The organism is Paeniglutamicibacter quisquiliarum (assembly GCF_019084045.1).
Classification (GTDB): domain Bacteria; phylum Actinomycetota; class Actinomycetes; order Actinomycetales; family Micrococcaceae; genus Paeniglutamicibacter; species Paeniglutamicibacter quisquiliarum.
In genome coordinates this window covers 238,516-255,321 of the sequence record NZ_JAHRED010000004.1, presented here as the reverse complement: position 1 = coordinate 255,321, position 16,806 = coordinate 238,516, and the positions used below count along the sequence as shown (strand labels likewise).

The following is a 16,806-nucleotide window of genomic DNA, read 5'->3' as shown; positions in this document are numbered from 1 at the left end:
AGTGGAAACGGCGGGACGTTCTGTCTTTGTCCGAGGTCAGGCAATGGTTGGAAGTCTCTCGTCGCCACCCCGGGAGCCGCGAATCAGCACACGGGCCAAGGTGCTGGCGCGCCAGCCCACGCGCAAGATGGTTGCCGGTTTTCTTCTGCTATTCTTGCCCTATCCACGGACCTCCCGGCGCATCTACCCGCCGGTTGAAGATAACGGGTGGCGTATTTCATTACCGCTGTTGAGAACTGGAGCCCTAGATGCATTTGACCCCGCGTGAGCACGAAAAACTCATGGTGGTTGTTGCCGCCGACCTGGCACGCAGACGCCAGGCCCGCGGACTGCTGCTCAACCACCCCGAGTCCGTAGCCATCATTACCTACGAACTCATTGAGGGTGCCCGGGACGGGCGCACGGTGGCGGATTTGATGAGCTACGGAACCACCATCCTGACCCGCGAGCAGGTCATGGAGGGGGTCGCCGACATGATTCCCGACGTGCAGGTCGAGGCGACCTTCCCCGACGGAACCAAGCTGGTCACCGTCCACAACCCGATTCGCTAGGCCTAAGGGAGAGAAGACCATGAAACCGGGAGAATACATCCTGCGTGACGAGCCCGTGCTCTGCAACGCGGAGCTCGAAACCCGAATCCTGAACCTGGTGAACCACGGGGACCGCCCCATCCAGGTCGGATCGCATTACCACTTTGCCGAGGTCAACCCGCAGCTGGACCTGGACCGGGTCGCGGCCCGCGGCTTCCGCCTGGACATTCCCGCCGGCACCGCGGTGCGTTTCGAACCCGGGGACGCCAAGACCGTCCACCTGGTCGAATTCGCCGGCCGCCGCCACGTCTACGGATTCCAGGACCGCGTGAACGGACCGGTGGGCGAAACCATCCCCGCGGTCGAAACCGAGGCCATTGGCGGTTCTGCCGGCATCAACCCGATCACCGAGGCCGAGCTGGTCGCCGACTACGACATCGACCTGCCCAACCTGGGCCGCGAATCCGTGGGCTTCCACACCGACTTCGGCGTCGACGAGGTCGACGAATCCCTGCCGCCGCACCCCGATGAGGTCCGGCGCGCCAGCGAGGAAGGCGAGGAAGCCGGTTCCAAGGATGCCGTGAATGAGGATCCCGAAGCGGAGGGCACCAAATGAGTTTCGAGATGAGCCGCAAGCACTATGCGGAAATGTACGGCCCCACCACGGGGGACGCCATTCGCCTGGCGGACACCGAGCTGCTGGCCGAGATCGAGCACGACTACACCAACTACGGCGACGAGGTGGTCTTCGGCGGCGGCAAGGTCATCCGCGACGGCATGGGCCAAAACGGCCAGATGACCCGCGACCAGGACATCCCGGACACCGTCATCACCAACGTGGTGGTGCTTGACTACACCGGGATCTACAAGGCCGACGTCGCCCTGCGCGACGGCCATATCTTCAAGATCGGCAAGGCCGGAAACCCCGACATCACCAACGGGGTCAACATCACCATCGGCGCGGCCACCGACATCATCGCCGGCGAGCACAAGATCCTCACTGCCGGGGCCATCGACACCCACATCCACTTCGTGAGCCCCGACCAGATCCCGGTGGCACTGGCCTCCGGAGTCACCACCATGATCGGAGGCGGCGCCGGGCCCTCGGACGCATCCAAGGCCACCACCGTGACGCCCGGGCCCTGGCACATCTCCCGGATGTTGCAGGCCGTGGAAAACCTGCCGATGAACATCGGCCTCCTGGGCAAGGGGCACGCCAGCGCGCGTGCACCGCTGGCCGAGCAGATCCGCGCCGGCGCCATCGGCCTGAAGATCCACGAGGACTGGGGTGCAACCCACTCCTCCATCGACAACTCGCTGAAGATCGCCGACGAATTCGACGTGCAGATCGCCATCCACGCCGACACGCTGAACGAATGCGGCTTCGTCGAGGACACCATCGCGGCCATCGACGGCCGTGTCATCCACACCTTCCACACCGAGGGGGCCGGCGGCGGACACGCGCCGGACATCATCCGCATGGCGGGCCTGTCCAACGTGCTGCCGGCCTCCACCAACCCGACCCTGCCGTATACGAACAACACCGTGGACGAGCACCTCGACATGCTTATGGTGGCCCACCACCTCAACGCTGACATCCCCGAGGACGTCGCGTTCGCCGACTCGCGCATCCGCGCCGAAACCATCGCCGCGGAGGACGTGCTGCACGACATGGGCGTGTTCTCCATGACCTCCTCCGACTCCCAGGCCATGGGACGCGTCGGGGAGACGGTGCTGCGCACCTGGCAGGTCGCCGACGCCATGAAGCGCCAGCGCGGCAAGCTGGAGGGCGACCCGGAGGTCGGGGACAACTTCCGGATCAAGCGGTTCGTGGCGAAGTACACCATCAACCCGGCTATCGCCCACGGCATCGCCGATTCCATCGGAAGCATCGAGGAAGGCAAATTCGCCGACCTGGTGCTCTGGGAACCGGCGTTCTTCGGCGTGAAGCCGGACATGGTGATCAAGGGCGGTTTGATCGTTCAGTCGCTCATGGGCGACGCTAACGGCTCGATCCCCACCCCGCAGCCGCGCACCCTGCGCGAGAACTTCGGTGCGCTGGGCACAGCGGTGCATTCCTCTTCCATCACCTTCCTGTCCCAGGCCGCGATCGAGGAGGGCGTGCCCGAACGCCTGCGGCTGCGCAAGGTCATCCGCCCGGTGTCGGGGATCCGCTCGCTGACCAAGGCCGACATGAAGTTCAACGGGGAAACCCCGGACATCCAGGTCGACCCGCAGACCTACCAGGTCACCGTCGACGGCGTGCTGGCCACCTGCGAGCCCTCCAGCGTGCTGCCCATGGCCCAGCGCTACTTCCTCTTCTAAACCGACGGCGAGAACCACAAGGAGTTTCATGATCATCGAGCAGCTGACGGGGAACAAGAAAGATGTTCCCGAGGCCGAGCTGGCAAAGCTGCACGAAGAAAAAGTCGTGCTGCCCTCCTCGGCCCTGGTCAAGCGCATCCAGCGCGTCACCACCGACCACGGCCGGGAGCTGGGCATCCGCCTGGCCCCGGGACCCGACCTTGTCGACGGGGACATCCTGTTCCGCAACGAGAAGGAAATCATCACGATCTCGGTGCTGCCCACCGACGTGTTGGTCATTGCCCCCGGCAGCATCTTCGAGATGGGGCAGGTGGCGCACGCCCTGGGCAACCGCCACCTGCAGGCCCAGTTCTTCGACGCCGATTCCGACTATGGTGCCGCGGTGATGGTGGTGCAGTACGACCACACCGTGGAGGACTTCCTCAAGCACCACGGAACACCGTACCGGCGCCGGGAGCGCGTGATGCCGGTGCCGTTCCGCCATGCCGAACACACCCACTAGCCCCGGGCCGGGCCACCTGCTGACGCTGCTGCAGCTGACCGACTCGGCGCTGCCCACCGGCGCCTTCAGCCACTCCATGGGCCTGGAAAGCTACCTGGACGCCCGGACCGTGCACGACGAGGCCAGCTTCACGCTGTGGCTCGAAAGGTTCATCGCCCAGTCCCTGGCCTATACCGACGGGCTGGCGGTGCGCCTTGCCCACGAGGCCGCCGGGGCAAAGGAGCTGGCGCGCATCGATGCGCTGGTGACTGCCGCGGCGGTGCCGCGGCAGATCCGCGAGGCCGGGGTGAAGATGGGTGCGCGCATGCTGCACGTGGCCACCAGCGTCTTCCCCACGCCCGAGCTGGAAGCGTACCGCCTGCAGGTGGAATCCGGGGCATGCTCCGGGCACCCGGGCATCGCCTTCGCCCTGGGCGCGAAAGGTGCCGGCGCCCCGTGCGCGGACACCGTGGCCGCCTACCTGTTCTCGACCGTCACCTCGCTGACGCAGAACGCGATCCGCGGGATCCCCATCGGGCAGAACGCCGGGCAGCGGGTGCTGCGGGCCATGCATGCCCCGGTGCTGGCGGCCGTGGACACCATCTTCACCCTGGACGAGGAAGACCTGGGCGCGGCGGCGCCGGGCCTGGAAATAGCGCAGATGCGCCACGAACACTTGCGCGCCCGCATGTTCATGTCCTGACCGGACGGACACGCGGCGCGGGAAACCCATGAGATTAAGGAAGTGCATGATGGAACCCATCAAGATTGGCATCGGCGGGCCCGTCGGTGCCGGCAAGACCCAGCTCATCGAGCGGATCACCCGGCGGCTGAACGACGAGGTGTCGATGGCCGCGATCACCAACGACATCTACACCATCGAGGACGCCAAGATCCTGGCGGCCAACGGCGTGCTGCCGCTGGATCGGATCGTCGGCATCGAGACCGGCGGCTGCCCGCACACCGCGATCCGCGAGGACACCTCGATGAACTCCGCGGCCATCGAGGAGCTGAAGGCCAAGCACCCGGACCTGCAGGTCATCTTCGTCGAGTCCGGGGGAGACAACCTCTCCGCGACGTTCTCCCCGGAACTCGTGGACTTCTCCGTCTACATCATCGACGTGGCCCAGGGAGAGAAGATCCCGCGCAAGGCCGGCCAGGGCATGATCAAGTCCGACCTGTTCATCATCAACAAGACCGACCTGGCACCCTACGTGGGCGCCGACCTGTCGGTGATGGAACGCGACTCCAAGGAGTTCCGCGGGGACAAGCCCTTCTGCTTCACCAACCTCAAGACCGACGAGGGACTGGACACCGTGATCGACTGGCTCAAGCACGAGGTGCTGATGCTGGATCTGGGCTAGGGCCAATGGCACCGACAATGGCCGAACCTCCGGCAATCCGGGAGCTGGGCCCCTCGCCCTTTGCGGGAACCAAGCTCGTGGGCGAGCTGCGCCTGCAGGTGGGAACCCGGGCAGGCAAGGCCATCGCCACCCGGCAGTACCACCAGGGCGCGCTGCGGATCCTGCGCCCGCACTACCTCGATGACACCGCCCAGGTCTGCTACACCATCGTGAACCCCGGGGGCGGGTACCTGGGCGGGGACAACTACGGCATCGAGGTCTCGGTGGACGAGGACACCTCGCTGCTGCTGACCACCCAGTCGGCCACCAAGGTCTACAAGACCCCGGGCACCTTTGCCCGCCAGGACATGGTGGTGCGCCTGGGGCCGGGTGCGGTGCTCGAATACGTGCCCGACCAGCTCATCGCCTACCGCGGGGCCAGCTACCGGCAGTTCACGAGCGTCGACATGCACGAAGACTCCAGCTTGCTGTTCTGCGAGGTGCTCACCCCCGGGTGGAGCCCGGACGGGAAGCTCTTCCGCTACGACGAGGTGCGCCTGCGCACCGAGGTCTCGGTGGGCGGGCGCCTGGCGGTGCTGGACAACCTGCTGGTGCGGCCCGGGGAGGATTCGCTGGATTCACTGCTTTTCCTGCAGGACTACACGCACGTGGGCATGCTGCTGGCCATCGACGCGAAGATCGCGCCCGGCGACGTCGAGCGCATCCGCGAGCTGGCCTACCGCGTCGGGCAGGCCCAGCGCACGCCGGTGCACCTGGGCATCAGCCAGGTGCCGGGGCCCGGGGTCGCGGTGCGCGCGCTGTCGAACTCCACCGAGGCAATCAATGCGGTCCTGATGGCCGTCGTCGACGAACTGCGCCACCACCTGCGGGGCCAGAGGCCGCTGAACCTGCGCAAGTACTAGGACCCGCGCCACACGCGCCATCACCGGCAGCCCATGGCCCGGGCGACGGCAGGCCTGCGCGGGAACTTGCTTCGCGCCGTCCCGCGGCGCATCCCATTCAGCGGGGCGGACAGGCCCCTGTGCTCGGCACGCCCCCAAGTTTGGTCGTGCCGAGTACACGGGCGACGGTCCTGATACCGTCAGTGCCTTCGCTTCCGGGCGCCAGGAGGCCAGCCATGATTCTGGCATTAAATTCCAGGTGAGGAATATGCCTGCGGCCCGAGGGCTCGATGGCCCGGTGGGGCCGCGGCTTTTCTGTCCCGGCCGGTGGAAACCGGGCGTTGGCGGCAGCCCAAATATCAAGATAGCTGACGCGGCAAGTGAAAATGGCTGGTCCACAGATTCTCGAACAACCCCGAACAAGGCCGAATTTTCCGAACGGGTCGTCACCACTTTCCGGGCGGGGTCGCCCGATGCCTATGATTGCAGCTGATGCATTGCGCAGGATGCGCGTGGCCCTGGCCGAAGAGGACCGAATGACTGATCAACCCCGCGCTGTGGACGGCCTTGCGGGATCGTATGACGAAATCGCGCAGGACCTGCAGAAACTGCGCTTTGCCGCAGGCGATGTCTCCTACGCCGAGATCGTTCGACGCATTGCCGCCCACCGGGAACGCCACGGCGTGGACGCCGGAAATGCCCGCCCCGCCCGAACCACCGTCTACGACGCCTTCCGAACCGGGCGGACGCGGGTGAATCCCCAGCTTGTCGGTGAAATCGCCCGCGTCCTGGGGGCCTCCGAAACCGAGGCCGCACAATTGCAGGAGCGGTGCCTCCACGCCAGAAGGAACCAGCCAGCGGCACCGGCCCCCTTGCTGGAACCTGCACCCCCGGCACCCCGGCCCGTGGCGGAAAAAGCGGCGGCTCTGGCCAGGGGCCGAAAACTCATGCTGATTCTGGCATGTGTCGGATTGAACGTCCTGGGGTTCAGCCTCGTGGCCGGGTTGGGGCTTCCACTGTACTTCGACATGGTGGGCACGGCGATAGCGGCGATAGCGCTGGGTCCCTGGGCCGGGGTGGCCGTGGGATTGTCAACCAACGCCATTGGGCTGGCCATCACCGACTCCTCGTCGATTGCCTTCGCGCTCGTCAACGTCGTCGGTGCCCTGGTGTGGGGATACGGGGCGCGCTGCCTCCGACTGTGCCAGACCTTCCCCAGATACCTGTTGCTCAATGTCCTCGTCGCACTCAGCTGTTCGGTGGTCGCAACCACCTTGCTGGTCCTGCTGTTCAACGGAGGAACCGGCCATGCCTCGGAGGCCACGACCCGGAACCTCGCGGAGATGGGCAGTCCCCTGTCCGTGGCCGTCCTGGGATCGAATGTGGTTCATTCCCTGGCCGACAAACTCCTGACCGGCTTCGTTGTCCTGAGTGCGCTGGGCGCGGTGCGGCGATGGATCGAGGTTCCGTTCTACGAAACCCTGAGCGCCGACGTGATGCTCCATTTGAAGGCGGTCGGCAACCCCGCCGGCGGTGCCACGCGTGGTTTCCGCACGTGGCAAGCCCCTCTGGCGGTACGGGCGGCAAGGCCCGGTTCCCGGATGGGCGTCTCGCCACAGGTCGCCGACCCGCCCTGAGCAGCGTTCCGGTCCGGGACACGTCCACCTGACGGAATGCCGGCCCTAGGCGCGCCCGGCAGGATCTGCGGGGCGGTTGATCCGCGCCAGATCGACCATCCCATGGGCGATCCTGGGCAGCGCGGCACCGTCGTGCGAGGCAATGAGGACGGCGGACCCCGCGGCGGCGCGGTCCGCCAGCAACCGCAGGATGGATGCGGTGTTTCGCGCGTCCAGCTGGGCCGTGGGCTCGTCGCAGATCAGTACCGCGGGGTCGAGGGCGAGCGCGCGTGCCACCATGGCCCGCTGGAGCTGTCCGTCCGAGACCTGGTGCGGGTAGCGGCGCAGCAGTGACGGCTCCAAATTCACCAGCTCCGCCAGCTCGGCCAGTCGCTCCGGGTAGCGCCGCGGCTGCGGACGCAGGGCGCCGTCGCGGATGGACATCGGGGCGCAGATCAGCGATTCAAGCCGCAGACGCGGATCGGCGGCCGCCCGGGGAGACTGAAGCACCACGCCCACGCCATGGCGCACCCGGCGCGGGACCGCGGCGTCGGGTGCGAATGTCCGTCCGTTGATGGACACCGTGCCGCGGTCCGCCCGAACCATCAATGCGGCAAGACCCAGCAAAGTCGTCTTGCCGGCCCCCGAGGGGGCGCCCAGGCCCACCACTTCGCCCGCGCCGATTTCCAGGCCGACGCCCTCAAGCAGGGGCCGGGTCCCGGGTGCGGCACCGGGGTGGGTGTAGCAAACCCCTGCCAGTTCCAGGCTCATGCCGGTGTTCCCAACAGCGAACCGGTTGCCGGATGGGCCGGGTTTGCCAGGACGCGCGCGGCGGGCCCCGATTCGACGACCAGACCGTCCTCCAGCACCGCCACATGGTCGGCGATGCCACCGGCAAGCTCGAGGTCGTGTGTGACCATGATGACAGTGGTTCCGGACGCGGCCTGGGCACGCAGAAGTTCCGCAAGGATCCCCGTGGTGGCGGCGTCCAGCGCGCTGGTGGGCTCGTCGACCAGCAGGATCCGTGCACCGGTGGCGATGCCCAGGGCGAGGGCCGCTCGCTGCGCCTGCCCGCCCGAGAGCTCGTGGGGGTAGCGCGCGGCCAGCGACTCGTCGATGGCCGCGGCTTCGAGTGCTTCCAGGGCATCGGCGGGGGAGGCGGGCCGCCGTGAGGCCCTGAGCGTTTGCCGCATCTGCGCGGAGATTGTCCGCACGGGGTTCAACGCGGTGCCGGCCGACCCCGGAACCAGGACGGTTTCGGTGCCGCGCGCCGCCGCCAGTCCCGCCGCGTCGAGGGTGCGTCCGTTCACGGCGATGTTTCCCGTGAAGCGGGCATCTCCTGGCAACAGCCCCGTCAGGGTGCGCAGCAGCAGGGACTTGCCCGCCCCCGAGCTTCCAAGGATGACGTTGATGCACCCGGGTTCGGCCCGGTAGTCCAGGGACTTGAGCACTTGGGTGTCCGCCCCGGCACCGGTGGCCGAAGGGAACCAAAGGCTCAGGTCCGCAACCGCGATGGCCGCGGCGGAAGCCCGGTCCGCCTCGGCGGCGGTCTCCTGCGGGGCGGAGCCGGTGGCCTTCGCGGGGAAGGGCGCCGGCCGGCGGCGCGGCCGCACCGTGCCCGCGGAGTCGATGAGGGACGTGGTGGACCAGCTGACCAGCACCAGCAGCCCGGCGGGGAAGGCGAGCAGCCACCAGGCGCCCGACAGCAACCCGCCGCGGGCATCCTCCAGCAGCAGGCCGAGCGATGCGGATTCCGGGGGCAGCCCCACGCCCAGGAAGGACAGCGAGCTTTCGTGCCATATGGCGTGGGGCAGTTGCAACACCAGGGCAATGGCGGCCTGCGGGGCAACCGCCGGGAGGAGGTGGGTGAACCAGATGAATGCCGTTCCCGCGCCCGAGGCCCGGGCCAGCCGGACGTAGTCGGAGGTGCGTTCGCTCAGGAGCCGCGCGCGCACGATCCGCGCCACCTGGGTCCAATGGGTCAGCGCAATGGACAGCACGATGGCCCACCACTGGCCGCGCCACAACGCCACGATGACCACGGCCAGCAGCAGGTGCGGCAGGGCGTTGGTGGCATCCACCAGGCGCATGGCAATGCGGTCGACAAGCCCGCCGCGCCACGCGGCCAGCAATCCCACCCCGACGCCCAGGAGGGTCGAAAACGCGGAGGCCAGCAACGCCACCAGCAGGGACATCCGAAGCGCCTGGGCGGACCGGATCCACACGTCCCGGCCCAGCTGGTCGGTTCCCATGAAATGGTCGCCGGACGGAGCCCGCAGCACCGCATCCAGATCCACCGCGCGCGGATCCAGCGGCTGCAGCCAGGGGACCAGCACGGCATAGAGCACGGCCAGGGCCAGCAGGAGAACCGGAAGCGGGCGGGGCCTAGACATCGTTCACCCGCGGATCCAGCAGGAGGTAACAGGCGTCGGCCAGCGCGGAACCGGCAAACACCGCCGCACAGGTCAGGGCCGTGACCGCAGCCAGGAGCGGGAAATCGCCCGCGGTGGCGGCGGCGACGGTTGCCGAGGCCAGTCCCGGCCAGGAAAACACCGCCTCGATGAGCAGGGCACCGGTGACGAGCTCGCCCAGGCGGGAACCCACCACGGTCATGAACGGCAACAACGCCACCGGAAGCACGTGGGAACGCATGATGGCGGAATCGCCCAGTCCGCGTCCGCGGGCCGCCAACACCGCGTCTCCCTCGAGCGCCTCGAGCACCGAGGCCCGCAGGTTCAGCACCAGCCAGGGCAACAGGGTCACCGCCATCACGGCCACCGGCAGGACCAGGTGCAGGGCAAGGCCCGCCGGCGTGGGGTCCGCCCCACCCGCGGCGGCACCGCCGGCCGGCAGCCCCAGCCCGATCGCGAAGACGGCGATGGCCACCAGCCCCAGGACAAAGGGCGGGATGGCCTGGGCAACGTGGACCAGGCCCAGCGCCGCGGCATCCACGGGCGAGCCTGGACGCCGGGCGGCTCCCACCGCCAGGACCACGGAGAGGGCAATCGCCACGAGCAACCCCAGCCCTGCCAGCAGCACGGTGAAGGGAAGCCGTTCGGAGACGACCTGTGCCACCGGTTGCCCGTAGATGCGCGAGACCCCCCAGTCCCCGTGCAGCGCGCCGCGAACCCAGCGGCCCCAGATCGCGTACCAGGCATCGTTGAGCCCCAGCTCCCGGGCTAGGGAATCCCGTTGGGCTTCGGTGGCGTGTTCGTAGTGCGAACCCATGTACAGGGCCAGCGGGTTGAACGGCGCCAGGGACGCCAGCCAAAAGACGGCGGCGGTGATCCCGGCCGTGGCGGGAACCCCGACCAGCGCCCGGCGCCCCAGCAGGGTGCAGGCTTCCCGGGCACGCGAGCGCCGCCGCGCCGGGAGTTCCGCCGTCCGCCGGCTCATTGCCGTGGAACCCATTGCCCGATCTTGACCCACGGTCCCCACGCGGTGCCGTGGTCGTGCGGCTCGAGCAGGGTCCCGGTTCCCTGCCATCGGGCGGAGACGGCGGAGCGCTGGACATAGCTGTGGTCGATGAAGGCGAGCAGGACCATGGACGGCTCCTCGACGTAGAGTCGCGCCACTTCGCGGTAGGAGGCGGCCCGCTTGGCGGGGTCCAGGGTGGTGCGCCCGGTTTCCAGGGCGCGGTCCATGGCCGGGTCGGAGTACCGGCTCGGGTTGTCGTAGTAGGCGCCGGCGGCAGGGTAGGAGGAGTGCAGCAACTTGTACAGCTGCGTGTCCACGTCGTAGGGGGTGTCGCCGCCGCCAAGCATGATGGCGTCGGTGCCCATCCGCGGCTCGGCCTGGTCGAACGTCGCCGCCTCGACCGCGACGTCGATGCCGAACTGCTTCATCTGCGCGGAGAATGCCAGGGAAAGGTCCCGGCGCAGCTGGTCGCCGGGGTTGTACATCAGGGTGAATGCCGCGGGGATGCCGTCCTTGGAGCGCATGGAGTCCCCGCCCGCAACCCATCCGGCCTCGTCCAGCAGCCGTGCGGCGCGCTGCGGGTCATGGGCAAAGACTGCGGCGGGGTTGAACGCATCCTCGTACTCGGCCGACACGAAGGTGTGCGCCGGGCGCCCGGATCCGGCCAGCACGCCGTCGATCATTGCCTGCCGATCCACCGCAAGGTTCATGGCCAACCGCACCCTGGGATCGCGGGTCAGCGGGTTCCGGGCGGGAAGGGAAAGGCCGCGCCAGTCGGCGGAAGTGGCCCTCACCAGCTCGAAGCCGGGCTTGCCGGAGAAGGTCTGCGCCAAGCGCGGCGGCAGGACGGTGCCATCGAATTCCCCGGCCAGCATGCGTTGGGCACGTGCGTTGTCATCGGGCGCGGCCTCGTAGGTGACGCGCCTGGGCGCGACCTCCCCGCCACGGAAATCCGGGTTGGCGGCAAGGACCAGCCGCGAGGGGCCGAACGACTCCACGAGGTACGGTCCGGTGCCGACGGGGGCGCGGTTCAGCGGGGAGTCCTCGACCCGAACGCCGGGCACGATGGCCTCGGAAGCGGCAATGCCGATCAGCAGGGCCGTCTTGAAGGAAACCTGGGGTTCGCGCAGCGTGAACCTCACGGTGTGCCGATCCAGGGCCCTCACCGCCGCGACGTTGGACAGCGTGCCCATGATGGGGGAGGCGCTCGCCGGGTCCATGACGGCCCGGTAGCTGGCCACGACATCCTCGGCATCAAGGGCGGTTCCGTCGCTGAACCCTGCATCGGTGCGCAGCCGGATCGTCCAGGTGCGCGCATCCTTGGAGACGGTGGGTTCGGCGGCGGCCAGCAGCGGCACGATCCCCGGCAAGGCATCCGGGGATCCCTCGAGGGTGAAGAGGGATTCGTTGATCTTGCCCGTGCCGTTGCTGTCGAACCCCGCCAGCGGGTTCAGCGTCTCGGGCAGGGCCGCGGTCAGCAGGGCAAGGGAGGAAGAGGACTCGGCACCGCCGGCCCCCGGTGCCACGGGTGCGCAGCCGGTTCCGGCCAATAGAATGGAGCACAGAAGGGCCAGCCGCATCAGGCGTTGTGGTTTGCGCACTTTCGGGGTTTCGGCCTTTCACTGTGTCACCGGGCATGTGGGGGAAGTTGCTGTTGCCCCTACTTTACATCTGTCTGTTTGGACAGATGACGCGACGGGTGAAAAGACCCGGTGAGATCACGCACCAATGAGCGGAACGGGAGGGGACGGAAGCAAATGCCGGAAACCGAACACAGCAAGATCGGGGCCGACGCCGTGGCCGCCTCCGAGGAAAACATGCCGGAGTGGATCGACGTCTTTGCCCTGGTCGCGGATGCCACGCGGATGAAGATCCTCATTGCCGTGCACGCGGCGCCGGACTCCTCGGTGAGCCAGTTGGCAACCGCCACGGCGTTGGGCGCCAACACGGTCACCCAGGCGCTGGCGACCCTGCACAGGGCCGGAGTGGTGAGCGTGCGTGCCGACGGCCGCTACCGCCGCTGGACGCTGACCCATCCGGAGGTCCACCGGCTGCTGCACCAGATGCAGGCGCCGCATTCGCCGCTGCACCCCGAGCACCCGCAGCACTGAGGCCCCGCGCTGCCGGATCCGGGCCTGACCGGACCGTTCACCGGCCGGGAGCGGAACCGCGAAAGCCGCCTCGGTGGCAGCTTTCGCTGCCGCCGAGGCGGCTTTCGTTCGATTCGCCCGGCGACCAGGGTTCCTGCCTTTATTCCTGCCCGTAGACGGTCTTGCGCAAGTCGAACCTGGACTTCCGCAACACGTCGAACTCCGGGTCCTTCCGCAATTCCATGGTCAACGATATTCCCAGCAGTGCAACGATGATGGTGAAGGGCAACGCGGACAGCATTGCTGCCTGCTGCAAGGCGGCCAGCCCGCCGACCAGGAGCAGAAGCGCTGCGCTGGCCCCGGTCAGCACGCCCCAGAGCGTCAATACCGGCCGGGTCGGCGTCAGATGGCCTTTGCTGGACATCATGCTCAGGACATATGTGTTCGCGTCGGCGCCCGAGATGAAGAACAGCGCCACCAGGACCATGGTGATCACTGAGGTGAGCCCAACCAGGGGCAGCTCATTGAGCATGGCGAAGAAAGCCGAATTCAGGTTCTCCGCCGCCTGCGCGGCGATGGGGGCCCCGTCCATCTCGAATTTGATGGCGGTACCGCCGAAGATGGTGAACCACGCGAAGAACACCAGGCTGGGAACGCCCAGAACGCCCGCCACGAACTGGCGGATGGTCCGGCCCTTGGAGATTTTTGCCAGGAACACCCCGACGAATGCGCCCCAGCTGAGCCACCAGGCCATCATGAAGTAGGTCCACCACTGCATCCACTGCAGGTCGTCCGGGGTGGCTGGAGTGATCAGGGAAACCTGGAAGAAGTCGCTGACGTACTGGCCGATGGACCGGAAGAAGATATTCCCGACGAAGCTGGTCGGACCCATCAGCAGCACGAAGAGCGCGAGGCCGGCCGACAGGGCCATCGTGGCCTGGCTGATGTACTTGATGCCTCGGTCAACACCCGATAGCGCCGAAAGCGTGAACAAGACGGTGATGATGGCGATGATGACGACCTGGACGCTGATTCCGGTGGGCAGGCCGAATACCCGGTTCAGCCCTTCCTCGATCTGCGCCGCACCCAGCCCCAGAGACGTTGTGGTCCCGAACAGCGTGGCCAGGATTGCCAATACGTCGACGAGCTTTCCGAACCAGCCATCCACCAGTCGTCCCAGCACTGGGCGCAACATGGGAGACACCAGCCCGGGGCGCCCCCTGCGGTGTGTCGAGTAACCGATGGCCAGGCCGAAGACGCCGAATACCGCCCAAGCGTGGGGCCCCCAGTCGAAGAAGCTGAATTGCAGCGCACGTACTGCGGCAGCCATGGTCCCGGGCTCTTCCAGGGCATGCGGGGGAGCCATGAAGTGGGTGATCGGTTCGGCGACGCCGTAGCTGATCAGGCCGATCCCCATGACGGCAGAGAGGATCATCGCGAGCCAGGCCCACGTGGAGAATTCCGGCCTGTCTTCATTGGAGCCGAGCCGGATGCTGCCGTAGCGGCTCGCACCCAAGTAGACCATCAGGCCGATGCATCCCAGCGTTACCAGCAGATAGCTCCAGCCGACGGATCGCGCTATCCAGTCCATGGTGCCGGTCATGAGGTTGCCCAGGCTCTCCGGCGAGATGCTGGCCCAGGCCAAGAACCCGGCGAGAAGGGCCAGTGACGTCCAGAACACGGCGCCCACCCGGGGCTTGTCGGGGCGCCGCGACGCTGGAATCGGCAGCGGCGGACCAGGACTCGACTTCTGGATCAGTGTCTTCTCGACCATGCTGGTCTCCTACTTCTCTGTTCTCGTCCGCCGGAACGTGCGGTCCGCTTAGGTGGTGGTGCTCTGGCCGGTGCTAAAGCGAGGCGAGGTTTGCCCCGTCGTAGAAGCGTCCCGCCTTGTAGACCATGGGTTCGATGTCGGTGACCTCCGCATGGCGAACGCGGCAGACGAAGATCGTGTGGGTCTTGGCCTGGAACCGCTCACGGATTTCCGCCTCGATCATGGCCGACGAGGAATCGATCAACGGACTGCCTTCCGGGCCCTGGTGCCACTCGATATCCGCGAACTTGTCACTCGACTTCGAGGCAAAGGTGGAGACGGTGTTTTTCTGTTCGCGGGAGAGGATGTTGATTCCCAGGTGGGTGGAGGCGAACAGTGCCGGATACGTCGACGAGGTTTTCTGCACGCACACCATGACCAGCGGCGGTTCCAGCGAGATCGAGGAGTACGCGTTGACGGCAAGGCCCCTGGGCTTGCCATCCTCCATGGTGGTCACAACCGTCACTCCGGTGACGAACTGGCGGTTGAACGCCTTCATGGCATCCAGGTCGGGTTCGCCCGACAGGTCGGCCATGACGACCTCCGATTCCGGGGCCTTCTCCGCGGCGATCGCGTCTGATAGCGAACGGATTCCCAGTGCATTGAGCAGCTCGGTCCCATCCCAGGTGACGGTTTCACGGTGAACCAGACCGTCGCGCAGCTCGATCTGGTTCGAACCCTGGGTCACCACCGACTTCCCCGTGGCTGGCACCCCGAGGAACGTTTCGGTGTGCGTGCCGGTGGTCTTCCAGAAGATGGCCGCCCGATTGCCGTCGACCAAGATCGATTCAACGGTGGTGGTCAAATCAGGAAAACCCCGGCGAATGGCGCGAATCTCCTCCTGATACTGGTCCAGGTTCATCGAGGAGCCGCCCGACTTGCCGTGGCGGGTGTACTCGGTGGTGGAGATGGCGCTAAGTGCTTCAACTTCGCCGCGATCCCAAGCGGCGGTCCAAGCTTCCTTCAAAGTGTCTTCAAATAACTGATGCATACTAGAGACTGTAATGCTCGTCACCATCTCCGTCAACCGACTCGTGACAATTCCCAATAATCCACGTAATCGTGCGGGTTTTCTTCGAAAACTTTGATGCAAATTGACTTGATCTTGCATGCATCGTAGTGTTCTTGTATGCAAGGAATAGCGGAAGTCAGCAATCTCGGGGCACCTCCCCCCTCGGACGATTCATTGCTCGCCCGGATACGTGAATTGGTGCTTGGGGGAACGTACTCCCCTGGTGAGCCGCTCTCCGAAATTTTCCTGGCGCAGCAGTTCGACGTCAGCAGGACCCCGGTGCGCGAGGCCTTGAAGCAGCTCGAGCGAGAGGGCCTGATTGAAATCAGGCCAAAGGTCGGAACCTACGTCCGGGAACCCACCAAGCGTGAAATCGTGGAACTCTTCCAGCTCAAGGAAGGCCTGGAGGGCCTGGCCGCAGGCCTGATGGCGAGGCGGGGCAGGACGCCCAGCCTTGAGTTCCTGGAGAAGAACGTCAAGGCCTCGGAAGCGGCCGCCGCTGCCCGCGACTCCGAACGGTACGCCCAGCTGGTGCACGAGTTCCATTGGGCCCTGGTCAATGGTTCCGACAACACCAAATTGGTGGAGCACTACAAGCTGCTCATGAACCAGCTGGCCTTCCATAGGCTTGTCCTCAAGACTGTCGAGAATCCACTCCGGATTTCGGCGTCCAGTGGCGAGCACCGTCTGGTGCTGCAGATGATCCAGGACAAGGACCACTTCGGGGCCGAGGCCGCGATGCGAAACCACGTCTATGCATCGGCCCGCGAACTGCTGGGCGGCCACCGCGACGCCTAGGGCGTGTCTCCCTATTGGCGTAGCCAGATCAGGATCGAGTAGAGGGTGATCCCTGACCGGTAGGTGACGGCGAGCTTGTCGTAACGGGTGGCGATGCTGCGCCACTGCTTGAGGGCGTTGAAGGACTGCTCGACCACGGCATTAGCGGTTGGCGATCTGGTCCCTGGGCTCGGGAAGCGTTTCACTACAAATTGACGCCTAGCCCATCCCAGCCGGAGCAGCCCAGTCGGCGGGACCGCCGCGTCCGCGGTCGTCGTCTTTGCCGCAACGCTTGCAGCGCCTATATAAGGCGCCATCGTCGGTGTGTTCAATATGCCAATCGTGCCGAATGTTCAGCTTGCACAGCAGCGCCTTGATCATGATCTTCTCCGATCGGAGCGAGGCCGGTGGAGGCCGGCAAGGTAATCGTCGCACGTCGTGCCGCCGCCGCAGAAGACATAAAGCCGGATGGTCTGGCACGGCGATAAGGAGACACTCCC

The 16,806-nt window shown here is 66.6% G+C and carries 17 protein-coding genes and 1 pseudogene; 10 read left to right on the top strand and 8 right to left on the bottom strand.

The window, feature by feature from the left end:
- Positions 1 to 248: 248 nt before the first annotated feature.
- From KRR55_RS09930 to KRR55_RS09895, 8 genes and pseudogenes are all read left to right on the top strand, one after another.
- Complete coding sequence (locus KRR55_RS09930) at positions 249 to 551, top strand: urease subunit gamma (protein ID WP_217388921.1); 303 nt, start codon at positions 249 to 251, stop codon at positions 549 to 551.
- A 19-nt stretch (positions 552 to 570) separates the two neighbouring features.
- Positions 571 to 912 (top strand): annotated as a pseudogene (locus tag KRR55_RS20335) (urease subunit beta); the annotation flags it as partial.
- A 230-nt stretch (positions 913 to 1,142) separates the two neighbouring features.
- Complete coding sequence (gene ureC, locus KRR55_RS09920) at positions 1,143 to 2,855, top strand: urease subunit alpha (protein ID WP_217388920.1); 1,713 nt, start codon at positions 1,143 to 1,145, stop codon at positions 2,853 to 2,855.
- A gap of 28 nt (positions 2,856 to 2,883) precedes the next feature.
- Positions 2,884 to 3,357, top strand: coding sequence for an urease accessory protein UreE (gene ureE / locus KRR55_RS09915; protein ID WP_217388919.1), 474 nt, complete (start codon positions 2,884 to 2,886; stop codon positions 3,355 to 3,357).
- Positions 3,338 to 4,039, top strand: coding sequence for an urease accessory protein UreF (locus KRR55_RS09910; RefSeq protein WP_217388918.1), 702 nt, complete (start codon positions 3,338 to 3,340; stop codon positions 4,037 to 4,039). The genes ureE and KRR55_RS09910 overlap by 20 nt, the downstream gene beginning before the upstream one ends.
- Before the next feature lie 46 nt (positions 4,040 to 4,085).
- Positions 4,086 to 4,700 carry an urease accessory protein UreG gene (ureG, locus tag KRR55_RS09905; RefSeq protein ID WP_217388917.1) on the top strand — a complete coding sequence of 205 codons (615 nt, stop codon included), beginning with the start codon at positions 4,086 to 4,088 and terminating at the stop codon, positions 4,698 to 4,700.
- A 17-nt stretch (positions 4,701 to 4,717) separates the two neighbouring features.
- On the top strand, positions 4,718 to 5,602 hold the full coding sequence (locus tag KRR55_RS09900; RefSeq protein ID WP_254456045.1) for an urease accessory protein UreD: 885 nt from the start codon (positions 4,718 to 4,720) through the stop codon (positions 5,600 to 5,602).
- A gap of 515 nt (positions 5,603 to 6,117) precedes the next feature.
- Positions 6,118 to 7,218, top strand: a complete 1,101-nt coding sequence (locus KRR55_RS09895) for an ECF transporter S component (RefSeq protein ID WP_217388915.1) — start codon at positions 6,118 to 6,120, stop codon at positions 7,216 to 7,218.
- 45 nt (positions 7,219 to 7,263) lie between these two features.
- On the opposite strand, the gene KRR55_RS09890 is transcribed toward KRR55_RS09895, so the two are convergent.
- Genes KRR55_RS09890 through KRR55_RS09875 form a run of 4 tightly spaced genes read right to left on the bottom strand, consistent with a single transcriptional unit; the run spans position 7,264 to position 12,215 of the window.
- A complete protein-coding gene (locus KRR55_RS09890) occupies positions 7,264 to 7,968 on the bottom strand; it encodes an ABC transporter ATP-binding protein (protein WP_217388914.1) in 705 nt (234 codons plus the stop codon).
- Positions 7,965 to 9,590 carry an ABC transporter permease subunit gene (locus KRR55_RS09885; protein ID WP_217388913.1) on the bottom strand — a complete coding sequence of 542 codons (1,626 nt, stop codon included), beginning with the start codon at positions 9,588 to 9,590 and terminating at the stop codon, positions 7,965 to 7,967. The genes KRR55_RS09890 and KRR55_RS09885 overlap by 4 nt, the downstream gene beginning before the upstream one ends.
- Positions 9,583 to 10,608, bottom strand: a complete 1,026-nt coding sequence (locus tag KRR55_RS09880) for an ABC transporter permease (RefSeq protein ID WP_254456044.1) — start codon at positions 10,606 to 10,608, stop codon at positions 9,583 to 9,585. The genes KRR55_RS09885 and KRR55_RS09880 overlap by 8 nt, the downstream gene beginning before the upstream one ends.
- On the bottom strand, positions 10,590 to 12,215 hold the full coding sequence (locus KRR55_RS09875) for an ABC transporter substrate-binding protein (RefSeq protein ID WP_336245087.1): 1,626 nt from the start codon (positions 12,213 to 12,215) through the stop codon (positions 10,590 to 10,592). Before KRR55_RS09875 ends, KRR55_RS09880 begins: the two co-directional genes overlap by 19 nt.
- Before the next feature lie 156 nt (positions 12,216 to 12,371).
- Between KRR55_RS09875 and KRR55_RS09870 the strand changes: the two genes are divergently transcribed.
- Positions 12,372 to 12,725 carry an ArsR/SmtB family transcription factor gene (locus tag KRR55_RS09870; RefSeq protein WP_217388912.1) on the top strand — a complete coding sequence of 118 codons (354 nt, stop codon included), beginning with the start codon at positions 12,372 to 12,374 and terminating at the stop codon, positions 12,723 to 12,725.
- A gap of 139 nt (positions 12,726 to 12,864) precedes the next feature.
- Here KRR55_RS09870 and KRR55_RS09865 read toward each other — a convergent pair whose 3' ends face one another.
- Positions 12,865 to 14,478 (bottom strand): BCCT family transporter, encoded by a 1,614-nt coding sequence (locus tag KRR55_RS09865; protein WP_217388911.1) that lies wholly within the window; start codon positions 14,476 to 14,478, stop codon positions 12,865 to 12,867.
- 73 nt (positions 14,479 to 14,551) lie between these two features.
- A complete protein-coding gene (locus tag KRR55_RS09860; protein WP_217388910.1) occupies positions 14,552 to 15,508 on the bottom strand; it encodes a flavin reductase in 957 nt (318 codons plus the stop codon).
- 138 nt (positions 15,509 to 15,646) lie between these two features.
- Here KRR55_RS09860 and KRR55_RS09855 point away from each other — a divergent pair, with 138 nt between their 5' ends.
- A complete protein-coding gene (locus KRR55_RS09855; RefSeq protein WP_217388909.1) occupies positions 15,647 to 16,327 on the top strand; it encodes a GntR family transcriptional regulator in 681 nt (226 codons plus the stop codon).
- Between the two features lie 11 nt (positions 16,328 to 16,338).
- Here the strand turns inward: KRR55_RS09855 and KRR55_RS09850 are convergent, their stop codons facing one another.
- Both KRR55_RS09850 and KRR55_RS09845 read right to left on the bottom strand, forming a co-directional pair.
- Complete coding sequence (locus tag KRR55_RS09850; RefSeq protein WP_217388908.1) at positions 16,339 to 16,464, bottom strand: transposase; 126 nt, start codon at positions 16,462 to 16,464, stop codon at positions 16,339 to 16,341.
- Positions 16,465 to 16,525: 61 nt separating this feature from the next.
- Positions 16,526 to 16,687: a hypothetical protein gene (locus KRR55_RS09845; RefSeq protein WP_217388907.1), complete on the bottom strand. Its 162-nt coding sequence runs from the start codon at positions 16,685 to 16,687 to the stop codon at positions 16,526 to 16,528.
- Positions 16,688 to 16,806 lie beyond the last annotated feature (119 nt).